This window comes from Streptomyces sp. G5(2025), assembly GCF_049542075.1.
In the GTDB taxonomy this organism is placed as follows: Bacteria; Actinomycetota; Actinomycetes; order Streptomycetales; family Streptomycetaceae; genus Streptomyces.
Map to the genome: position 1 here is coordinate 576,320 of NZ_JBMUZT010000002.1, position 18,133 is coordinate 594,452.

Sequence of the window (18,133 nt, forward strand, 5' to 3'; positions counted from 1 at the left end):
GGTGTCTCCTTGGCCGGGACGGGCGTTCAGTGGGCGACGGCGGCGGCGCCGTGCTCGTCGACCAGGGCGCCGGTGGTGAAGCGGTCGAGGGTGAAGGGCGCGTTGTAGGGGTGGGGTTCGCCGGTGGCGATGGTGTGCGCGTAACACCAGCCGACGCCCGGCGTGGCCTTGAAACCGCCCGTTCCCCAGCCGCAGTTGAGGTAGAGGTTCTCGACGGGGGTGAGTCCGACGATGGGCGAGGCGTCCGGGGTGACGTCGACGATGCCGGCCCAGGTGCGCAGCATGTGGGCGCGGGCGAAGACGGGGAAGAGCTCCAGCGCCGCGGCCATCTGGCGTTCGAGGATGTGGAAGGCGCCGCGCTGCCCGTAGCCGTTGTAGCTGTCGATGCCCGCGCCCATGACGAGCTCGCCCTTGTGGGCCTGGGAGACGTATACGTGTACGGCGTTCGACATCACCACGGTCGGGTGCGCCGGTTCGAGGAGTTCCGAGACCAGCGCCTGCAGCGGGTGGCTCCGCAGGGGCAGTCGCAGGCCCGCCATGGCGGCGAGTACGGAGGAGTGTCCCGCGGCGGCGAGGGCGACCTTTCCGGCGGCGATACGGCCGCGGGTGGTGCGCACCCCGGTCACGCGCCCGCCCCGGATGTCGAGTCCGGTGACCTCGCAGTCCTGGATCAGGTCGATTCCGTACGCGTCGGCCCTGCGGGCGAACCCCCAGGCCACGTAGTCGTGCTTGGCGATGCCCGCGCGGGGCTGGTAGGTGGCGCCGAGCACCGGATGGCGCACGTCGGGCGAGGTGTTGACGATGGGGCAGACCTCGGCGACCTCGGCGGGCTCCAGCCACTCGGCGTCGATGCCGTTGAGCTGGTTGGCGTGGACGCGGCGCTTGCTGTCGCGGATGTCCTGCGGGCCGTGGGCGAGGTTGAGGACGCCGCGTTGGCTGAAGAGGACGGGGTGGCCGAGGTCCTCTTCGAGGGTCTCCCACAGTTTCAGCGCGTGCTCGTAGATGCCTGAGCTCTCGTCCCACAGGTAGTTGGAGCGGATGATGGTGGTGTTGCGGGCCATGTTGCCGCCCGCGAGCCAGCCCTTCTCCAGGACCGCGATGTCGGTGATGCCGTGGTTCTTGGCCAGGTAGTAGGCGGTGGCCAGGCCGTGCCCGCCGCCGCCGACGATGACGACGTCGTAGGACGGCTTGGGGTCGGGGTCGCGCCACAGGAAGTCGGGATGGTCGGGCAGGACGTCGCCGGACGTGGCGGGAGCGTTGTCGTACGGGTGCATACCTGCGTCCTCCGGACCGGAGTCTGATAGACGACTGATATATCAATGTTCTGTCGCGATACGCTAGGAGGGCGGATCGGGCCGCGTCAAGGGAGGGAAGTGCGGTGACTTCTTCGGCCTCTGCCGGCCGGGACTCTGCCGGTAAGGACTCAGCCGGTCAGGGAGGTGGAACGCTGGCCGACCAGGCCTACCGCTCTGTCGCGGACCGTCTCGTGACCCTTCAGATCCGCCCTGGAGAGCCCCTCAACGACGACCGCATCGCCGCAGAGCTCGGCTTCGGGCGCACGCCGGTCCGCGAGGCGCTCAAGAGGCTGGAGCACGAACGCCTCGTCGTCTCCTACCCCCGGCGGGGAACGTTCGCCACCGAGGTGCAGATCGCCGATCTCCGTCACCTCTCGGAAGTACGTCTCCAACTGGAGCCCCTCGCCGCGGCGCTGGCCGCCGAGCGGGCCGGTGAGGGTGACCGCGCCGGGCTCAACCGGTTGCTGGAGCGACTCGCGAAGTCGTCCGACGGTGAGGGCGGGGGCGGGGGTGACCTGATCCGGCTGGACATGACCCTGCACCGGGCGATCTATGCCGCGACCCGCAATCCGTACCTCCAGGACACGTTGATCAGATACGACAACCTGGCGACGCGGATCTGGTGCCTCTTCCTCGACCGGCTGCCGGGGCTGGCGGGGCACGTGCACGAGCACGGACCGCTGCTGCGCGCCGTCATCGATCGCGACGCGGAGAAGGCCAGGGCTCTCGCGGCGAGCCACGTGGAGGGGTTCGAGGCGGCGATCCGCAGCGTCATCTGACGTCATGCGTGGTCGTGCGACTGCAAGGTGTCGAAATCCTCGGTACCAGTAAGACGCGGGCAGGTCCGTGTGGATGATGTCGCTGGCGGGCCGAGCGTGGACATGGCCGGTCAAGGAGGCGCTGGAGCGAGCATGACCGTCGTGGATGAACCGAGCGATGAGAAAGCGGCCGAGGCCATGGCGGCGGCCGGGACCTCAATGCCGCCACGGCCGAGTTCGTCGCCCTCGCGGCCGAGTCGGCCGACTGGGACGACGCCCCTGGCAGCCACGCCATGATCGCCGGGGAGACGGCCGTACTCCTCGGCGAGTCCGGCGAGTTCGGCCGCGCCCGCGAGGTCGCGAACGGGCGCTCGCCGCGCACGCGCGAGGCCCGCGCCACGAGAGGCTCAGCAACTGCCTGCGCGAACTCGCCCGCCTCCAGGCCCAGCGGCAGGGCCCCGACGGCCTGGCCGACGCCCGCGCCTTCCTCGCCGACGCCGCCCGGATCGCCGACGAGGCCCGCGCCGCCGGCTTCCAGGCCCAGGGCCGCTCCCTCACTATGGCCCTGGCCTACGAACACGGGCGGATCAACGCCTGCACCGGCGAGTGGGCCGGGTGTGTCCGTCTCGCCGGCGCGGTGGAGGGCCTCTGCACGGAGCGCCCCGCCCGCGCACTCATCCGCCTCGGCACGGCGGTCTCCCGCCGAGCAACGAGGACGGCGCTGAGCTCACGGCACCCGAACGCCCCCCTGCTGTTGGCAGGGGGGCGCGGCTGTGGGTTTGCTGGACGACGAGGTAAGCGCGTCGTATCGCCGCAGTCGTTCTCGCATGACGCCACCGGCCCGGGGAACCCGCGCACCGGAACCTCTTGGTCCACATACCTGCATCACCAGCCGGCGCGAGGAGAGAGTCATGCGGGCACTGACGTGGCACGGCAGGCGCGACGTACGGGTCGAGACCGTACCGGATCCCGTGCTGAAGGAACCGACCGACATCGTCATCCGCGTCACCTCCACCGGTATCTGCGGATCTGACCTGCACCTGTACGAGGTGATGGGCCCCTATCTGGACGCCGGTGACATCCTCGGCCACGAGCCCATGGGCATCGTCGAGGAGATCGGTCCGGGGGTGACGGAGCTGGCCGTGGGCGACCGGGTCGTCGTGCCGTTCAACGTGTCGTGCGGCGACTGCTTCATGTGCGACGCCGGGCTGCACTCCCAGTGCGAGACGACGCAGAACCGCGAGCAGGGCACGGGCGGCTCGCTCTTCGGCTACACCAAGCTGTACGGGCAGGTGCCCGGCGGCCAGGCGGAGCTGCTGCGCGTGCCGTTCGGCAACACCCTTCCGATCAAGGTCCCCGAGGGTCCGCCCGACGACCGGTTCGTCTACCTGTCCGACGTCCTGCCCACCGCCTGGCAGGCCGTGGAGTACGCCGCGATCCCGCCCGGCGGCACCGTGACCGTGCTCGGTCTGGGGCCGATCGGCGCGATGGCCGCCCGTATCGCCCTGCACCGCGGGGCGAGCCTGGTGGTGGGCGTCGACCTGGTTCCCGAGCGGCTGAGCCGGGCGGCGCGGGACGGCGTCAAGGCCCTGGATCTGCGCCGCCACGGCAAGGACATCGGCGAGGCGGTGCGCGACCTGACGAAGGGGCGCGGCACGGACGCCGTCATCGATGCCGTCGGCATGGAGGCCCATGGCGCGCCGCTGGTCAAGGCCGCGCAGTGGGGCGTGGGCATGCTGCCCGACGCCGTCGGCGCGAAGGTCATGGAGAAGGTCGGCGTGGACCGTCTCGGCGCCCTGTACGCGGCGATCGACATCGTGCGCCGGGGCGGCACGATCTCCCTCTCCGGCGTGTACGGCGGGGCGGCCGACCCGATGCCGCTCCTGACGATGTTCGACAAGCAGCTACAGCTGCGCATGGGCCAGGCCAACGTCAAGCGCTGGGTCGACGACATCCTCCCGCTGCTGACCGACGACGACCCCCTCGGCGTCGACGACTTCGCCACCCACCGCCTCCCCCTGGAGGAGGGCCCGAAGGCGTACGCGACGTTCCAGGCGAAGGAGGACAACATGATCAAGACGCTCCTCCAGCCGTGACGGGCCGCACGTCTGCACGAACCGATGGCCGGCCTGCACGAACCGATGACCGGCTTGCACGAACCGAGCGATCCTAGGAGGCCGCAGTGGGCCAGGCATCACCTTTCCCCGGCCGGGGCGCCGACGGCCGGGGCGTCGACGACCTGCACGGCCAGTCGGCCGTCGTGGCCGGCGGCTCCCGGGGGCTGGGGCTCCTCCTGGCCGACCGGCTGGCCGCCCGGGGCTGCGCCGTCACGCTCGCCGCGCGCGACGGCGCGGAACTCGACCGGGCGCGCGCCAAGCTCCTCCAGCGGCAGCCGCAGGCGACGGTCCGTACGGCACTCTGCGACCTGCGCGAACAGGCGGACGTACGGGACCTCTTCGCCGCCACCCAGGAGGCCTGCGGCGGCGTCGACCTCGTCATCGCGAACGCCGGCATCATCCAAGTGGCCCCGCTGGAGTCCCTGGCCGCGGCGGACTTCGACGACGCGATGAGGTCGATCTTCCACGCGGCCCTGCACACCTCGCTCGAAGCCCTCCCCTACCTCAGGGAGAGCGCGAGCGGCGGGCGTCTCACGCTCATCTCCTCCGTGGGCGGCCTCCTCGGCGTCCCGCATCTGCTGCCGTACGCGTGCGCCAAGTCCGCGGTCGGCACCCTGGCCGAGGGGCTGCGGGCCGAGACCTCGGGGACCGAGGTGAGCGTGACGGCCGTGTACCCCGGTCTGATGCGTACGGGATCCCATCTGCACGCCATGTTCGGCGGCGCGCAGCGGCAGGAGTACGGGTGGTTCTCCACGGTGGCGAGCACCCCGCTGGTGTCGATGAGCGCGCGGCACGCCGCGGAGCGGATCGTGCGCGCCACCGTCCGGCGCCGGGCCCGCCTGGTCCTCACGCCCGCGGCGCGCGCCGCCGATCTGGCGCACGGGATCGCCCCCGCGACCACCACCCGGCTGAGCGGCATCGCGGCACGCCTGCTGCCCCGCGCGCCGGTCCGCTCCCGCGGCATGCGCGAGGGCAAGGACATCGACCCGCCGCAGGGAACGGTGACGCGAACCGTCCAGCGGGCCGGGAGCGCGCTGAACGAACGTGCCGCCGACGCATACAACGAACGGGGCCGGGACACCCGGAACAGGTGAGCCCGGCACTCGTCGCAGGGGGGCCGGAAAAGCTGGGCGACATGCCCGAAAGGAGGCCACGCGGAGTCCGCGACTGACTCCCGTGGCCATGAGAGAGCGAGGTCACCATGCCGGCTGGATCCAGCAACAAGCGTGAACGCCAGTACGAGCACATCAAGGAGAGCGCCGAGGAACGCGGAGCCTCCAAGGGCCGGGCCAAGGAGATGGCGGCCCGCACGGTCAACAAGGAGCGGGCCCGCTCCGGAGAGTCCAAGACCGCGAGCAAGACATCGCTGAAGGACCCGAAGTCCGCGTCGCAGCGGGGCGGGGAGCGCTCGCACAGCGGCTCGCAGGGCCCCACGAAGGACCAGCTCTACGAGGAGGCCAAGAAGAAGAACATCGACGGCCGTTCCTCGATGAACAAGCAGGAGCTGAAGAAGGCGCTCGGCCGCTGAGCGAAGGGCCGGCCGCAGGTGTTCACGGGTGTCCACGGCGGGTGTCGACCGCCGTGGACACCCGCCGCCGCGTTCAGGCCGCGGCCCGCCCCTCGCCGAGGGCCTTGATCAGCTGCTCGCGGGTCATCTTCGAGCGGCCCGGGATCTTCGCCTCGGTCGCGCGCCGGTACAGCTCGCTCTTGGTGAGCCCGGAGACGTCCTCCCGCTGCTCCCGCTCCTGGGGCTGCCCGGTACCGCCCTTCGCGCGATTGCGTTCGACGCTCTGCTTCAGCGCCGACATCAGGTCGATGACGTTGGTGGCCTCCGGCGGGCCCGCCTCGCCGACGATCTCCTTGCCTTCGCGCTTGGCCTCGACGAGTTCCTTGACGCGCTCCTCGAAGGTGTCGTGGTAGTCCTCCGGATGCCAGTCGACGGTGAGCGCGTCGATCAGCTGCCGCGCGGTCTTGAGCTCCCGGGACGTGACCTTCTGGCGCCGGCCGGGCAGGGCCTCGACCTCCTCGCGCGGGTCCCGCACCTCGTCGGCCCAGCGCATGGTGTGCATGACCAGGGCGTTCTCCTGGGCGCGCAGCGCGGTCAGGTACTGCTTGCCCCGCATCGTGATGGTGGCGATGCCCGCCTTGTTCGCTTCCTCCAGGGCGGCGCGCAGCAGTTCGTACACCTTGAGGTACTCCTTGCCGCGCGGCGCGACGTAATAGGTCCGGTCGAAGTAGACGGGCTCGATCCGGTCGAGGTCGACGAAGCCGGTCATGTCGACCACCTTCGACTTGCCCGGGGCGATGTCGTCCAGCTCTTCCGGTTCGATGACGACGTACTCGCCGTCCCCGAGGTCGTATCCCTTGACGATGTCGCGGCTGTCGACCTCTTCGCCGGTGCGTTCGTTGATCCGCTTGTAGCGGATGCGGTCGCCGGTGCCGCGTTCGAGCTGGTGGAAGTGGACGGTGTGGTCCTCCGTGGCCGTGAACAGGCCGACGGGGACCGTGACCAGCCCGAAGGTCAGTACGCCGCTCCAGATCGATCTCGCCATCACCCATCGCCTCCTTCGGTCCCCCGGTGGTCACGTCTCTCGCCGGTCAGCCGCTCGACGAGGGCGGCTGCGGTCTCGGCGCGGCCGGAGGCCTCGCGCACCGCGCGCTGGGCCGCCCGCGCCCGGTCGTGCGCCTCGCGCTCCTCCGCGCGGGCGCCGCGGTGCCGCTCCTCGGTTCTCTCGCGCTCCTGGGCGAGTTCTTCGAGGCGCCGCTCCAGCTCTCCCGTGAGCTTTCCGGCCTGCTCCGCGTCGCGGTCGGCCGCCGCGGCCTCCTTCTCGCGGTCCCGGAGCCGGCGCCCGGCCTCCTCCGCGTCCCGGCGGGCCTCGGCGAGCTTCTGCCGCCGCCGCTCCTCGGCCCGCTCGTCAGCCCGCGTGTCGCGGTCGCCGCGCGGAGGCTTCGCCGGGGTCCGTGGGGTGGTGGCCCGGCGCGGTGGGGCGGCGTCGGCGGCGACCGCGACGACGTCGAATCCGGTGGTCTCGCTGAGCGCCTTGGTGAGGCGTCCCGAGGCCCAGGCCCGGGCGGCCCGCTCGTCGGCGAGGACCGCGTGCAGGGTCTGTTCGATCTCGCGCCGGGCGCCTTCGCCGATCGGGTGACCGGCCTCCTCGGCGAGCCGTGCGGCCTGGCTCGCCAGGGCGTGGATCAGGGCGTGCCGCTGACGGGACAGCTCGCGCAGCCGCTCCCCGTCCAGGCCGCGATGTGCCTGGCGGAGCCCTTCACCCAGTTGGACGAGCGGTTCCACTTCGTCGGGCTGCTCGCGTACGAGGAGATTGCAGGCCCAGGCGGCGAGGCCGGGGCGGCGCAGGGCCTTGATCCGCTCGGCCAGCGGGCTGTCACCGTCCTCGCGGGCCTGTGCCGCGCGCTGGTCGCGGGCGGCGGTGAACTCGTCCGGCCGCAGCCCGTACAGCTCGTCGGCGACGGTCTCCAGGTCCACGGCCGCCTTCTCCTCCCATCGCTTTCGTCATCCTGAGCTCTTTTGTCATGCTGAGCTATTTATGTGGTGATTGTTCCGGGTTGTTGGTGGACCCAAAACCCGCCTCGTCCGGTTTCGACCGCTGATCCGGTGAAAAGCGAGAAACGACAGCACAGGGGGGCAACAGAACTACCGGGAGATGCCTATGCGCGCCGTCACCGTCCGTCCGTCGTCCGCCGATTCCCTCGACGTACGCGACGTACCCGATCCCGTCCCCGGCGACGGTGAGCTGCTGGTGGACGGGCTCGCGGTCGGGGTGTGCGGCACCGACAAGGAGATCGTCGCGGGCGACTACGGGTGGGCGCCGCCCGGCGAGGACCGGCTGGTCCTCGGCCATGAGTCGCTGGGCCGGGTGCGCGAGGCACCGCGGGACAGCGGGTTCGCGGCCGGTGACCTGGTGGTCGGGGTGGTGCGCCGGCCGGACCCGGAGCCGTGCGGGGCCTGTGCGCGCGGCGAGTTCGACATGTGCCGCAACGGCCGCTACACCGAGCGCGGCATCAAGGAGCGCCACGGTTACGCCAGTCAGGCCTGGACGGTGGAGAGCGACTACGCCGTGCGCCTCGACCCCGGCCTGGAGCCGGTCGGGATGCTGCTGGAGCCGACCACGGTGGTGGCCAAGGCGTGGGAGCAGGTGGAGCGGGTCGGCGGCCGGGCCTGGTTCGAGCCGCGGCGGGCGCTGGTCACCGGGGCGGGCCCGATCGGCCTGCTCGCGGCGCTGCTCGGCGTGCAGCGCGGCCTGGACGTACACGTGCTCGACCGGGTCACCGAGGGGCCGAAGCCGGAGCTGGTCAAGGACCTCGGCGCGACGTACCACAGCGCGGACATCGGCGAGGTGACCTCGGCGATCCGCCCCGACGTGGTGATCGAGGCCACCGGCGTGGGCTCCCTGGTCTTCGCGTCGATGGCGGGCACCGCGACGTACGGGATCGTGTGCCTGACCGGCGTCTCGCCCGCGGGGCGGAAGCTGTCGGTGGACGCCGGCTCGATCAACCGGGACCTGGTCCTGGAGAACGACGTGGTCGTGGGCTCGGTCAACGCGAACCTCCGCCACTACCGCCAGGGAGCCGAGGCCCTGGCCAAGGCGGACCGCGCCTGGCTGGAGCGGATGATCACCAGGCGCGTGCCGCTGGAGCGTGCCGCCGAGGCCTTCGCCCCGCGGGACGACGACATCAAGGTCGTCATCACCCTCGGCTGAGGGCCGCCTCGGGGCGCCGGGTGCCGGCCGCCGTGCGCACACTGTGGGCGAGGCGGGCGGTACGAGTGGCGACATCGACGGTGTACGCGTCCACGGTCATCGCCCGCCCGGACACCTTCAGCACCATGAAGCCGTGGTCGGAGAAGTTCTGCCAGGTGGCCGGGTGGCCGAAGTGGGCTCTGCCGTCACCGGCCTTGGCGGCGGCCCCGCACACGATCTGCCGGGTGCCGCCGGTGCGGGTGGTGGGCTCCAGGATCTGCAGCGTGTGGTCGTGCCCGGACAGGATCAGGTCCGCGCGCCCGCACACCACCTCCTCGTACAGCTCCTTGAGGTGGATGCCGCTGGTGTAGTGGCCGATCACGAAGCCGTCGTACGAACCGGCGCTGCCGTGCTTGCCGTTGTTCAGGTAGGGATGGTGTCCGAGGACGATCTTCCAGCGCGCCCGTGACGCCGTGAGCGCGCCGTCCAGCCAGCCGCGCTGCTCGCGCATGTAGGGGCCGTTCCACCGGTAACGCGGGTCGAGTTGGGCGACGTAAGAGGAGACGGGGTTGGTGTCGAGCGCGAAGAACTCCACCAGCGGGTCGTCGCCGTCGGCCGCGGGCAGCGCGACGTTGTAGTAGCGGCTCGGCATGTACCAGCGAGGGGAGCCCTTGGCGTACGAGACCTCGCGGTCGCCGCGCGAGGGGTCGCCGCCGCTGCCCGGGATCAGGCCGGAGCAGTCGTGGTTGCCGAGGACCATCAACCACGGCATGTCCAGACCGGAGTTGGGGTCCTCGAACTTGGTGCGGAACTCCGAGTCGTGGTCGGACTCGGGGCCGTTCTCGTAGATGTTGTCGCCGAGGCCGACCGCCAGGGAGACCTTCTCGGCGCGGCAGACCTCACGCGCCGCGGCGGCCACCGCGTGCTGCGCCTCCTCGCCCGTGCCGGCGTCGCCGGTGAGGAGCACCGCGTACTCCCCGGACCGGTTCGGCGCGGTCGGCAGCGGGAACTTCGCGTCGCGTGCGGCCGCGGCGGCCCGCGTTCCGCCGCCCGGCAGGACCGTCAGCGCCGCGGCCCCCGCGACCACGCCGCCGAGCACGGCCCGCCGCCGGGGCGCGCGCATGGCGCGGACCCGCTCCCCCACCGGTCCTTCGGCGAGGGCCGGGTCCGCCCGCAGCCACTGCTCCTCCGTCATGTCCGCGCTCGGCGGTATCAACTCGTCGTCGCACATGGGGGGTTTCTCTCACGGCGGGGCGTGGGGTTGGTGGGGAATCGATGAACTCCTGGTGGACGTCTGGCCACGGACGGCCCGACGGCACGCGCCTCAGAGCGCCGCGGCGTCCGCGGTCCGCGCCCCGGCCGCCCCTTCCGTCCCTTCCATCTCTTCCGTCCCCTTGGCGAACTGCGTCCGGTACAGCTCGGCGTACCGCCCGCCCAGTGCGAGCAGTTCCTCGTGCGTGCCGCGCTCCACGATCCGTCCCGCCTCGACGACGAGGATGAGGTCGGCGGAGCGCACGGTCGACAGCCGGTGGGCGATGACCACGGCGGTGCGTCCGGCGAGGGCTTCGCCGAGGGCCTCTTGGAGGGCGGCCTCGGAGGTGTTGTCGAGGTGGGCCGTCGCCTCGTCCAGGATGACGACCCGCTGGCGGGCGAGGAGCAGCCGCGCGATGGTCATCCGCTGCCGCTCGCCGCCGGAGAGCCGGTAGCCGCGCTCGCCGACCACCGTGTCGAGGCCGTCGGGCAGGGACCGTACGAGGTCTTCGAGCCGGGCGCGGCGCAGCACGTCCCACAGTTCGTCCTCGCTCGCGCCGGGCCGGGCGAGGAGGAGGTTGTCGCGGACGGACTCGTGGAAGAGGTGGCCGTCCTGGGTGACCATGCCGAGGGTGGCCCGCAGGGACGCGGCGGACAGGTCCCGTACGTCGACGCCGCCGATCCGCACGGTCCCCTCGTCGGCGTCGTACAGCCGCGGCAGCAGTTGGGCGATGGTCGACTTGCCCGCTCCGGAGGAGCCGACGAGGGCGACGGTCCGGCCGGGTTCGGCGCGGAAGGACAGCCCGTGCAGGACCTCGTCGCCGCCGCGGGTGTCGAGTGCGGCGACCTCTTCGAGGGAGGCGAGGGAGACCTTGTCCGCCGCCGGGTAGCCGAAGCGGACGTCGTCGAACTCGACGGCCACGGGCCCGTCGGGGACCGGTACGGCGTCCGGCTTCTCCTCGATGAGCGGCTTCAGGTCGAGGACTTCGAAGACCCGCTCGAAGCTGACGAGGGCGCTCATCACCTCGACGCGCGCTCCCGCCAGGGAGGTCAGCGGCGCGTAGAGCCGGGTCAGCAGCAGGGCGAGCGAGACGATGGCGCCGGCCTCCAGGGTGCCTTCCAGGGCGAAGTACCCGCCGAGGCCGTAGACGAGGGCGAGAGCGAGCGCCGAGACCAGCGTGAGCGCGGTGATGAACGCGGACTGCGCCATGGCGGTGCGTACGCCGATGTCACGCACCCGGCGGGCCCGCGCCGCGAACTCGGCGGACTCGTCGCCGGGCCGGCCGAAGAGCTTGATCAGGGTGGCGCCGGGCGCCGAGAAGCGCTCGGTCATGCGCGTGCCCATGGCGGCGTTGTGGTGCGCGGCCTCCCGCTGGAGCTTGGCCATGCGGGCGCCCATGCGGCGGGCGGGCACGACGAACACGGGCAGCAGCACCAGCGCGAGCAGGGTGATCTGCCACGAGAGCGTGAGCATGACGGCGAGCGTGAGCAGCAGGGTGACGATGTTGCCGACGACGCCGGAGAGCGTGTTGCTGAAGGCGCGCTGGGCGCCGATCACGTCGTTGTTCAGGCGGCTGACCAGCGCGCCCGTGCGGGTGCGGGTGAAGAAGGCGACGGGCATGCGCTGGACGTGGTCGAAGACGGCGGTGCGCAGGTCCAGGATGAGACCTTCACCGAGGTTCGCCGACAGCCAGCGGCTCAGCAGGCCGAGTCCGGCCTCGGCGAGCGCGATGGCGGCGATCAGCAGGGCGTAGCGCACGACGGTCGAGGAGTCGGCGCCGGAGACGATGGCGTTGACGACGCCGCCGGCCAGGACGGGTGTGGCGACGGCCAGGAGCGCGGTGACGACGCTCAGCAACACGAAGTACCAGATGCGGCGGCGGTGGGGCCGCGCGAAGGCGCCGATGCGGCGCAGTGTGGCGCGGGCGAAGGGACGGCGGTCCTGCTGTGCGTTCATGACGCTGTGCAGCTGACTCCAGGCGGTGACTTCCATGCTCATGAGGGGAACGTTAGGACCTCGACCAAACTTGAGGTCAAGGGTTCACCCGCACGCGCGATTCTCGTCGCTCCGGCCCCTGCCGTGTCTATTGACCCGTGTGTATCAGGAACGTACTTTCGCTTCAACTCTTGTGGCCCCCACAGAAGTTACCCCCGCCCCGAGGTGAGAAGGCGAACGCATGCGTGATGTACGAAGGCGTACTCTGCTGTCCGCGATCGGCGCTACGGCGGCCGCCGGGGGCGCGGTGGGCGCCGCCGGAACAGCGGGGACGGGCACCGCGCACGCCGCGCCCGGCCTCCCGGGGCCCGCCACCGGCCGCCACGATCACCGCGTCCGGCAGCTGCTGGACCGTATGACTGTCGAAGAGAAGCTGGGGCAGCTCCAGCAGCTGCCGTGGGGCTGGGACACGGGACCCGGCGGCGGCGCGTCCGAGGCCGTGCAGAAGGCCGAGGACGCGGCCCGGGCGGGCCGCTCGGGTCCGTCCTGAGCATCTTCGGCGCGAAGACCACCAACGCCCTCCAGCGCGTCGCCGTCGAGGAGTCCCGGCTCGGGATTCCGCTGGTCTTCGGGCTCGACGTCATCCACGGCTGCTGGACGACGTTCCCGATCCCGCTGGCGCAGGCCGCGAGCTTCGACCCGGACGTGGCGCGGACGGACGGCGAGGTCTCGGCCGAGGAAGCGCGGTCGAACGGCGTGCACTGGACGTTCTCGCCGATGATGGACGTCACGCACGAGCCGCGCTGGGGCCGCGTCGCCGAGGGCAACGGCGAGGACCCCTACCTGACGGCGGCCTTCGCCGCGGCGAAGGTGAAGGGTTATCAGGGAGAGCCGGGAGAGGACGGCGCCGCGGGGTACCGCGCGAAGGACCGCGTCGCCGCCTGCGCCAAGCACTTCGTCGCCTACGGCGGTGCGGAGGGCGGCCGCGACTACAACACCGTGGACGTCTCGGAGTCGCGCCTGCGCAACCTCTACCTGCCACCGTTCAAGGCGGCGCTGGAGGCGGGCGCGGCCACGGTGATGGCCTCCTTCAACACCATCAGCGGCGTCCCCGCGCACGGCAACTCCCACACCCTGACCGGCATCCTGAAGAAGGAGTGGGGCTTCGACGGCGTCGTCGTCAGCGACTGGAGCGGCGTCCAGGAGCTGATCCCGCACGGCTTCGCCGAGGACGGCGCGGCGGCGGCCCGTCTCGCCCTCGACGCGGGCATCGACATGGAGATGACGAGCACGCACCTGCTCACCTACGGCAAGAAGCTGCTGCGCGAGGGGAAGATCAGCGGTCATCGGCTCGACGACGCGGTCGCCCGCGTCCTGCGCCTCAAGTTCGACCTCGGGCTGTTCGACGATCCGTACGTCGATGAAGGCGACGCCATCTCCGGGCCGACCGCCGCCACGCGCGAGGCGGCCCGCAAGACCGCAGCACGCTCGATGGTCCTCCTGAAGAACGACGATCTCCCGAAGCGCAAGGGTCTCCCGGGAGGCAAGGGCAAGGTGCTCCCGCTGAAGCCGTCCGTCCGGTCCCTCGCGGTCGTCGGCCCGTTCGGTGACTCCGCCGACCTCCTCGGCACCTGGTCGTTCCCGGCGGCCGTGGAGAAGTACCCCTCGGTGACGGTCCTGGACGCCGTCCGGCGTGCGGCTCCGGGCGCGGAGGTGACGTACGCGCGAGGTGTGGACGCCGAGGGCGAGGACACCGGTGGCATTTCGAAGGCGGTGGCCGCGGCGGAGGCCGCCGACGTGACGGTGGTGGTGGTCGGGGAGCCGCCCGCGATGAGCGGCGAGGCGGCGGCGCGCAGCGACATCGGCCTGCCCGGCGGGCAGGAGAAGCTGGTGGCGGCCGTCGCCGCGATCGGGAAGCCGTTCGTGGTCGTCCTCGTCAACGGCCGCCCGCTGACCATGGGCGGCTGGCTGGACGCGGCCCCCGCCGTCCTTGAGGCCTGGCATCCGGGCCTGGAGGCGGGGAACGCCATCGCCGACGTGCTGTTCGGCGAGGTCGTGCCCGGCGGCAAGCTGCCCGTGTCGTTCCCGCGCGCGGTCGGCCAGATCCCGGTCCACTACAACCACGAGTCGACGGGCCGCCCCTACGCCGCGGACAACAAGTACTCGTCGAAGTATCTGGACCTGCCCCCGGACCCGCAGTTCCCGTTCGGCCACGGCCTGAGCTACACGACGTTCGCGATGGGCGGGCCGAAGCTGAGCCGCGAGCGGATCGCGGCGCGCGCGTTGCGCGAGGGCGACAGCGTGGAGGTCTCGGTGAGCGTCACGAACACCGGAGACCGAGCGGGCGACGAGGTCGTGCAGTTGTACGTCCATGACGTCACCGCGAGCATCACGCAACCGGTGCGCAAGCTGCGGGGCTTCCGCCGGGTCACGCTGAGGCCCGGCACGTCCCGGACCGTCAGCTTCCGGATCGGTGCCGACGATCTCGGCTTCTGGACGAACGCGCAGGACGGCGAGTTCCGCGTCGAGGAGGGCGCGGTGGATCTGTACGTGGGCAGCAGCTCGCGGGCCACGGCCAAGCGGAGGCTGACGATCACCTGACGGAGAGGACGAGCACCCGACAGGGACGAGATGCGGTGAGCCGGACGAGCCCCCATGCTGAGAAGGACGGCTCACACCTAGGAGGCCGACGATGTCTGTGATGGACAAGCTCAAGCAGATGCTCAAGGGCCACGAGGACAAGGCCGGCCAGGGCATCGACAAGGCCGGCGACTTCGTCGACGGCAAGACCCAGGGCAAGTACAGCGGTCAGGTCGACACCGCGCAGGACCAGCTCAAGAACCGGTTCGGCGGCGATCAGGGCCAGGAGCCTCCGCGGTAGTGACGCGAGCGCCGGAGCGCCGCGGGCCAGGGATTGCCCTTCCCCTGGCCCGCGGCGTCGTTCATGAGCGCTAGCCCAGTTCGAGGGACGTGACCCCGAACACCCGCTCCCGCGCGAAGTCCCTGATGGGGCCGGTGTACATGCGGGCCGTGTCGAAGGTGGGCTTCATGCCGCGCGCCTCGGCCAGCGCCACGGCCTGCGCGTTGGACTCGGGCACGTCCATCGCGACCGGTCCGCCGTCCGCCTCGGCGGCCAGCGCGTCCAGCAGCACCTCGGCATCGGCACGCGTGTCCGCGAACAGCGGCCCTGCGCGCAGGGCGTCCCGGCCCGGCCGCAGCACGCCGTACCCCGTCAGCCTGCCGTCGACGACGCGGGCGAGGGCGCGGTGGCCGGGGGCGGCGAGCCAGGACTCCAGGAAGCGCGGCCGGTCGGCGGGCAGGCACGCGCCGTCGTACGCCAGGAGCGCCCGCAGGCCCGCCGCCTCGACGGGGCGTACATGCCGGTCGGGCTTGTCCACCGCGGGCAGGGGGCCGATGTAGCGCAGCGTGCCGTGCTCCCGGGCGAAGCCGGAGCGGCGGTAGTTGTCCTGTTGGTCGGGGACGCCGTCCAGGCCCACCGTCCGGTTCCCGGCGTGCTCCAGGCCCGCCCGCCACGTGGCGAGGCCGAAGCCGCGGCCGCGCTGGTCGGGGCGGACGAGATAGAAGCCGAGGAAGGCGTACTCCGGCCCGTAGGTGACGACGGAGACCGCGGACACGGGCTCGCCGTCGAGCCTCCCCACGAAGAACCCCTCGGGGTCCTGCGCGAAGAAGGAGGGGGCGTCGCCGAGTCCGGGGTTCCAGCCCTCGTCCGCCGCCCATCCGGTCACCACACGCCAGTCGTCGAGCGTCGCCCGTGAGACCACGAGCCGCCCGGGGGCCGAATCCGTCATCGCTGCACCCTTCTCGATCCGACACGGTCTGCCATGCGGAAGCGCACGGCACACCGGGTGCATCCTGCCCGAGCCCGCCTCGGCCGATGCCCGCCGTGTGCCGGTCCCGGCGCCTGCCTCAGCCGACGCCCGCCACGTGGCGGTCCCTGGCGGCGCCGAATCCCGCGACGACCTGCGGCACGAGCAGGACGAGCAGGAGGACGAGCGGCACGGTCCAGCTGTGCGAGGCGTCGTGGACGGCCCCGAGGACGGTCGGCCCGGTGGCGGCGAGGACGTAGCCGAAGCACTGGGCCATGCTGGAGAGCTGCGAGGCGTGCCGTGCGTCGGGCGCCCGCTGCACGATGAACAGCAGCGCCAGGCTGATGGCCGCGCCCTGGCCGAGGCCGAGCAGCGTCATCCACAAGTAGGCGCCGCCGACCGGCGCGGCGAGCAGCCCCGCGAAGCCGAGCGCGCACAGCACGGCGGCGAGCGCGGAGAGCGTGCCCGAGCGCAGCCGCCGGCCGACGATCACCGGGGCGAGGAAGGAGCCCGTGATGCCGAGCAGCGAGGAGAAGGAGAGCATCCAGCCGGCGTCGCCCGGTGCCATGCCGGCGTCCTGGAAGACGGTCGGCAACCACGCGGCCGCCGCGTAGTAGTTGAGGGACTGCAAACCCATGTACGCGGTGACCTGCCAGGCCAGCGGGGAGCGCCACAGGCCGCGTACGGGATGCGCGGCCTGCCGGGCCGCCGCCGCGCCGATCCGGGTGCGCGAGCGGATCTGCGGCAGCCACACGAGCAGCGCGACGACCGCGAGGGCACCCCAACAGGCCAGGGTGGTACGCCAGTTCATGCCGCCGGCCTGCTGCACGGGCAGGGTGACGCCGGCCGCGAGCGCGGCACCGCCGAACAGCGACATCGAGTACAGGCCGGTCATCAGTCCGGCCTTCGCGGGGAAGTCGCGCTTGATCAGGCCGGGCAGCAGGACGTTGGCGACGGCGATGCCCGCGCCGATGACGACGGTGCCGGCGAAGAGCGCGACGACCGGGTCGAGCAGGCGCAGGGCCGTGCCCCCGCAGATCAGCACCATGGTGCCGAGCAGCGAGCGCTCCATGCCGAAGCGGCGGCCGAGCCGGGGCGCGATCGGCGCGAGGAGGCCGAAGCAGAACAGCGGCAGGGCGGTGAGCAGGCTGGTGGCGGCGGCCGACATGCCGCTCTCGTCACGGATGGTGTCGGCGAGCGGGGAGACGGCGACGAGGGCGGGGCGAAGGTTCAGCGCGAGGAGCACGACGCCGAGGGCGAGCGGGAGCGCGCGGCGCGGGCGGGGCGGCCCCTGGTCCGCCGTGGGCGTTGTCGTGGACGTGGGCGTGGCCTTTTCGTGTGCGGCCCGGGCGGCCGGTGCCGTGTCACTCATGCGCTGCTCCTGAGTCGTTCTTCTCGGCGTCCGGGTCGTCCAGCGGCTGATCGCGCAGTGCGGCCATGCCCTCGGCGAGGTGGGCGAGTACGGCGGCCTCGGCGGCCTCGGGGTCGCGCGCCTCGATGGCGTCGACGATCGCCTGGTGGGCGTCGAACTGGTGACGGACCGCGTCCGGCACGGGGGCGGCGACGACCGACTGGAGCGTCTCGCGCAGGACGTCGCTGAGGTGTCCGTACAGCTCGGCGAGGATGCTGTTGTGCGAGGCCTCGGCGACCGTGCGGTGAAAGGCCATGTCCGCGTCGATGAACGCCGCCGTGTCGCCGCTCTCCCAGGCCCGCCCGCGCTCGGCGAGGGCGGCCCGCAACGCCGCGAGGTCCTCCTCCGTACGGCGCTCCGCGGCATGGCGGGCGGCGTCCCGCTCCAGGCAGGCGCGCACTTCGTACGCTTCGAGGACTCCCGCTCTGCGCAGTCTGCGCTGCACGGCCGCCCCGAAGTCGCTGTTGGCACGCACATACGTGCCGTCGCCCTGGCGGGGTTCGAGCATGCCGGTGTGCACGAGCGCGCGGACCGCCTCCCGCACGGTGTTGCGGCCCACGGCGAGCTGCTCGACGAGGAGCGGCTCGGCCGGGATCTTCTCGCCGACCTGCCACTCGCCGTCGGAGATGAGGCTCTCCATCTGGGCGATGACCAGGTCGACGAGGTTGGTCCTGGCGGTACTGCGCAAGGGCATGGGTCGGCACCTTCTCTTTCACATGGGAGCCCAGAGAACTCAGACATGGGAACATCCCATGTTTCGCGTGTCAAAGGCGGGCGCCCCTCCCCCGTCGCACGCGAGAAGCACGCCCCGCCCGGTTCAGTTCAAGGTTTTACCTTCCCG

Annotated in this window: 14 protein-coding genes and 2 pseudogenes; 8 read left to right on the forward strand and 8 right to left on the reverse strand. The window is 71.9% G+C overall.

Annotation, left to right across the window (positions count from 1 at the left end):
- Positions 1–26 precede the first annotated feature (26 nt).
- Entirely contained in the window at positions 27–1,274 is a 1,248-nt protein-coding gene (locus ACOBQB_RS02920; protein WP_423588519.1) for a sarcosine oxidase subunit beta family protein, read from the reverse strand.
- A 212-nt stretch (positions 1,275–1,486) separates the two neighbouring features.
- Between ACOBQB_RS02920 and ACOBQB_RS02925 the strand changes: the two genes are divergently transcribed.
- From ACOBQB_RS02925 to ACOBQB_RS02945, 5 genes and pseudogenes are all read left to right on the forward strand, one after another.
- The gene (locus ACOBQB_RS02925; protein WP_423588521.1) at positions 1,487–2,074 is read left to right on the forward strand and encodes a GntR family transcriptional regulator; all 588 of its coding nucleotides are present in this window, start codon (positions 1,487–1,489) and stop codon (positions 2,072–2,074) included.
- A 185-nt stretch (positions 2,075–2,259) separates the two neighbouring features.
- Positions 2,260–2,804: pseudogene (locus ACOBQB_RS02930) on the forward strand (hypothetical protein); the annotation flags it as partial.
- 160 nt (positions 2,805–2,964) lie between these two features.
- A complete protein-coding gene (locus tag ACOBQB_RS02935; protein WP_423588523.1) occupies positions 2,965–4,149 on the forward strand; it encodes an alcohol dehydrogenase catalytic domain-containing protein in 1,185 nt (394 codons plus the stop codon).
- Positions 4,150–4,235: 86 nt separating this feature from the next.
- On the forward strand, positions 4,236–5,264 hold the full coding sequence (locus tag ACOBQB_RS02940) for an SDR family NAD(P)-dependent oxidoreductase (RefSeq protein ID WP_423588525.1): 1,029 nt from the start codon (positions 4,236–4,238) through the stop codon (positions 5,262–5,264).
- Positions 5,265–5,371: 107 nt separating this feature from the next.
- Complete coding sequence (locus ACOBQB_RS02945; protein ID WP_423588527.1) at positions 5,372–5,698, forward strand: plasmid stabilization protein; 327 nt, start codon at positions 5,372–5,374, stop codon at positions 5,696–5,698.
- Between the two features lie 73 nt (positions 5,699–5,771).
- Here the strand turns inward: ACOBQB_RS02945 and ACOBQB_RS02950 are convergent, their stop codons facing one another.
- Together ACOBQB_RS02950 and ACOBQB_RS02955 are read right to left on the reverse strand one after the other, a co-directional pair.
- Positions 5,772–6,722 (reverse strand): Ku protein, encoded by a 951-nt coding sequence (locus ACOBQB_RS02950; protein ID WP_423588528.1) that lies wholly within the window; start codon positions 6,720–6,722, stop codon positions 5,772–5,774.
- Complete coding sequence (locus ACOBQB_RS02955) at positions 6,722–7,654, reverse strand: hypothetical protein (protein ID WP_423588529.1); 933 nt, start codon at positions 7,652–7,654, stop codon at positions 6,722–6,724. Before ACOBQB_RS02955 ends, ACOBQB_RS02950 begins: the two co-directional genes overlap by 1 nt.
- Positions 7,655–7,838: 184 nt before the next feature.
- On the opposite strand from ACOBQB_RS02955, the gene ACOBQB_RS02960 reads away from it, so the two are divergent.
- Positions 7,839–8,888 (forward strand): glucose 1-dehydrogenase, encoded by a 1,050-nt coding sequence (locus ACOBQB_RS02960; protein ID WP_423588531.1) that lies wholly within the window; start codon positions 7,839–7,841, stop codon positions 8,886–8,888.
- Here the strand turns inward: ACOBQB_RS02960 and ACOBQB_RS02965 are convergent.
- Both ACOBQB_RS02965 and ACOBQB_RS02970 read right to left on the reverse strand, forming a co-directional pair.
- Complete coding sequence (locus ACOBQB_RS02965; RefSeq protein WP_423588532.1) at positions 8,875–10,098, reverse strand: metallophosphoesterase; 1,224 nt, start codon at positions 10,096–10,098, stop codon at positions 8,875–8,877. The genes ACOBQB_RS02960 and ACOBQB_RS02965 overlap by 14 nt on opposite strands.
- 93 nt (positions 10,099–10,191) lie before the next feature.
- Entirely contained in the window at positions 10,192–12,111 is a 1,920-nt protein-coding gene (locus tag ACOBQB_RS02970) for an ABC transporter ATP-binding protein (protein ID WP_423590352.1), read from the reverse strand.
- A 358-nt stretch (positions 12,112–12,469) separates the two neighbouring features.
- Here ACOBQB_RS02970 and ACOBQB_RS02975 point away from each other — a divergent pair.
- Together ACOBQB_RS02975 and ACOBQB_RS02980 are read left to right on the forward strand one after the other, a co-directional pair.
- Positions 12,470–14,655, forward strand: a pseudogene (locus ACOBQB_RS02975) (glycoside hydrolase family 3 N-terminal domain-containing protein).
- 91 nt (positions 14,656–14,746) lie between these two features.
- Complete coding sequence (locus ACOBQB_RS02980) at positions 14,747–14,935, forward strand: antitoxin (protein ID WP_359640954.1); 189 nt, start codon at positions 14,747–14,749, stop codon at positions 14,933–14,935.
- A 70-nt stretch (positions 14,936–15,005) separates the two neighbouring features.
- Here the strand turns inward: ACOBQB_RS02980 and ACOBQB_RS02985 are convergent, their stop codons facing one another.
- The 3 genes from ACOBQB_RS02985 to ACOBQB_RS02995 all read right to left on the reverse strand — a co-directional run bounded on the left by ACOBQB_RS02985 (position 15,006) and on the right by ACOBQB_RS02995 (position 17,986).
- Positions 15,006–15,863: a GNAT family N-acetyltransferase gene (locus ACOBQB_RS02985; RefSeq protein WP_423588534.1), complete on the reverse strand. Its 858-nt coding sequence runs from the start codon at positions 15,861–15,863 to the stop codon at positions 15,006–15,008.
- Positions 15,864–15,981: 118 nt separating this feature from the next.
- Positions 15,982–17,253, reverse strand: coding sequence for a CynX/NimT family MFS transporter (locus tag ACOBQB_RS02990; RefSeq protein WP_423588535.1), 1,272 nt, complete (start codon positions 17,251–17,253; stop codon positions 15,982–15,984).
- The gene (locus ACOBQB_RS02995) at positions 17,246–17,986 is read right to left on the reverse strand and encodes a FadR/GntR family transcriptional regulator (RefSeq protein WP_423588537.1); all 741 of its coding nucleotides are present in this window, start codon (positions 17,984–17,986) and stop codon (positions 17,246–17,248) included. The genes ACOBQB_RS02990 and ACOBQB_RS02995 overlap by 8 nt, the downstream gene beginning before the upstream one ends.
- Positions 17,987–18,133 lie beyond the last annotated feature (147 nt).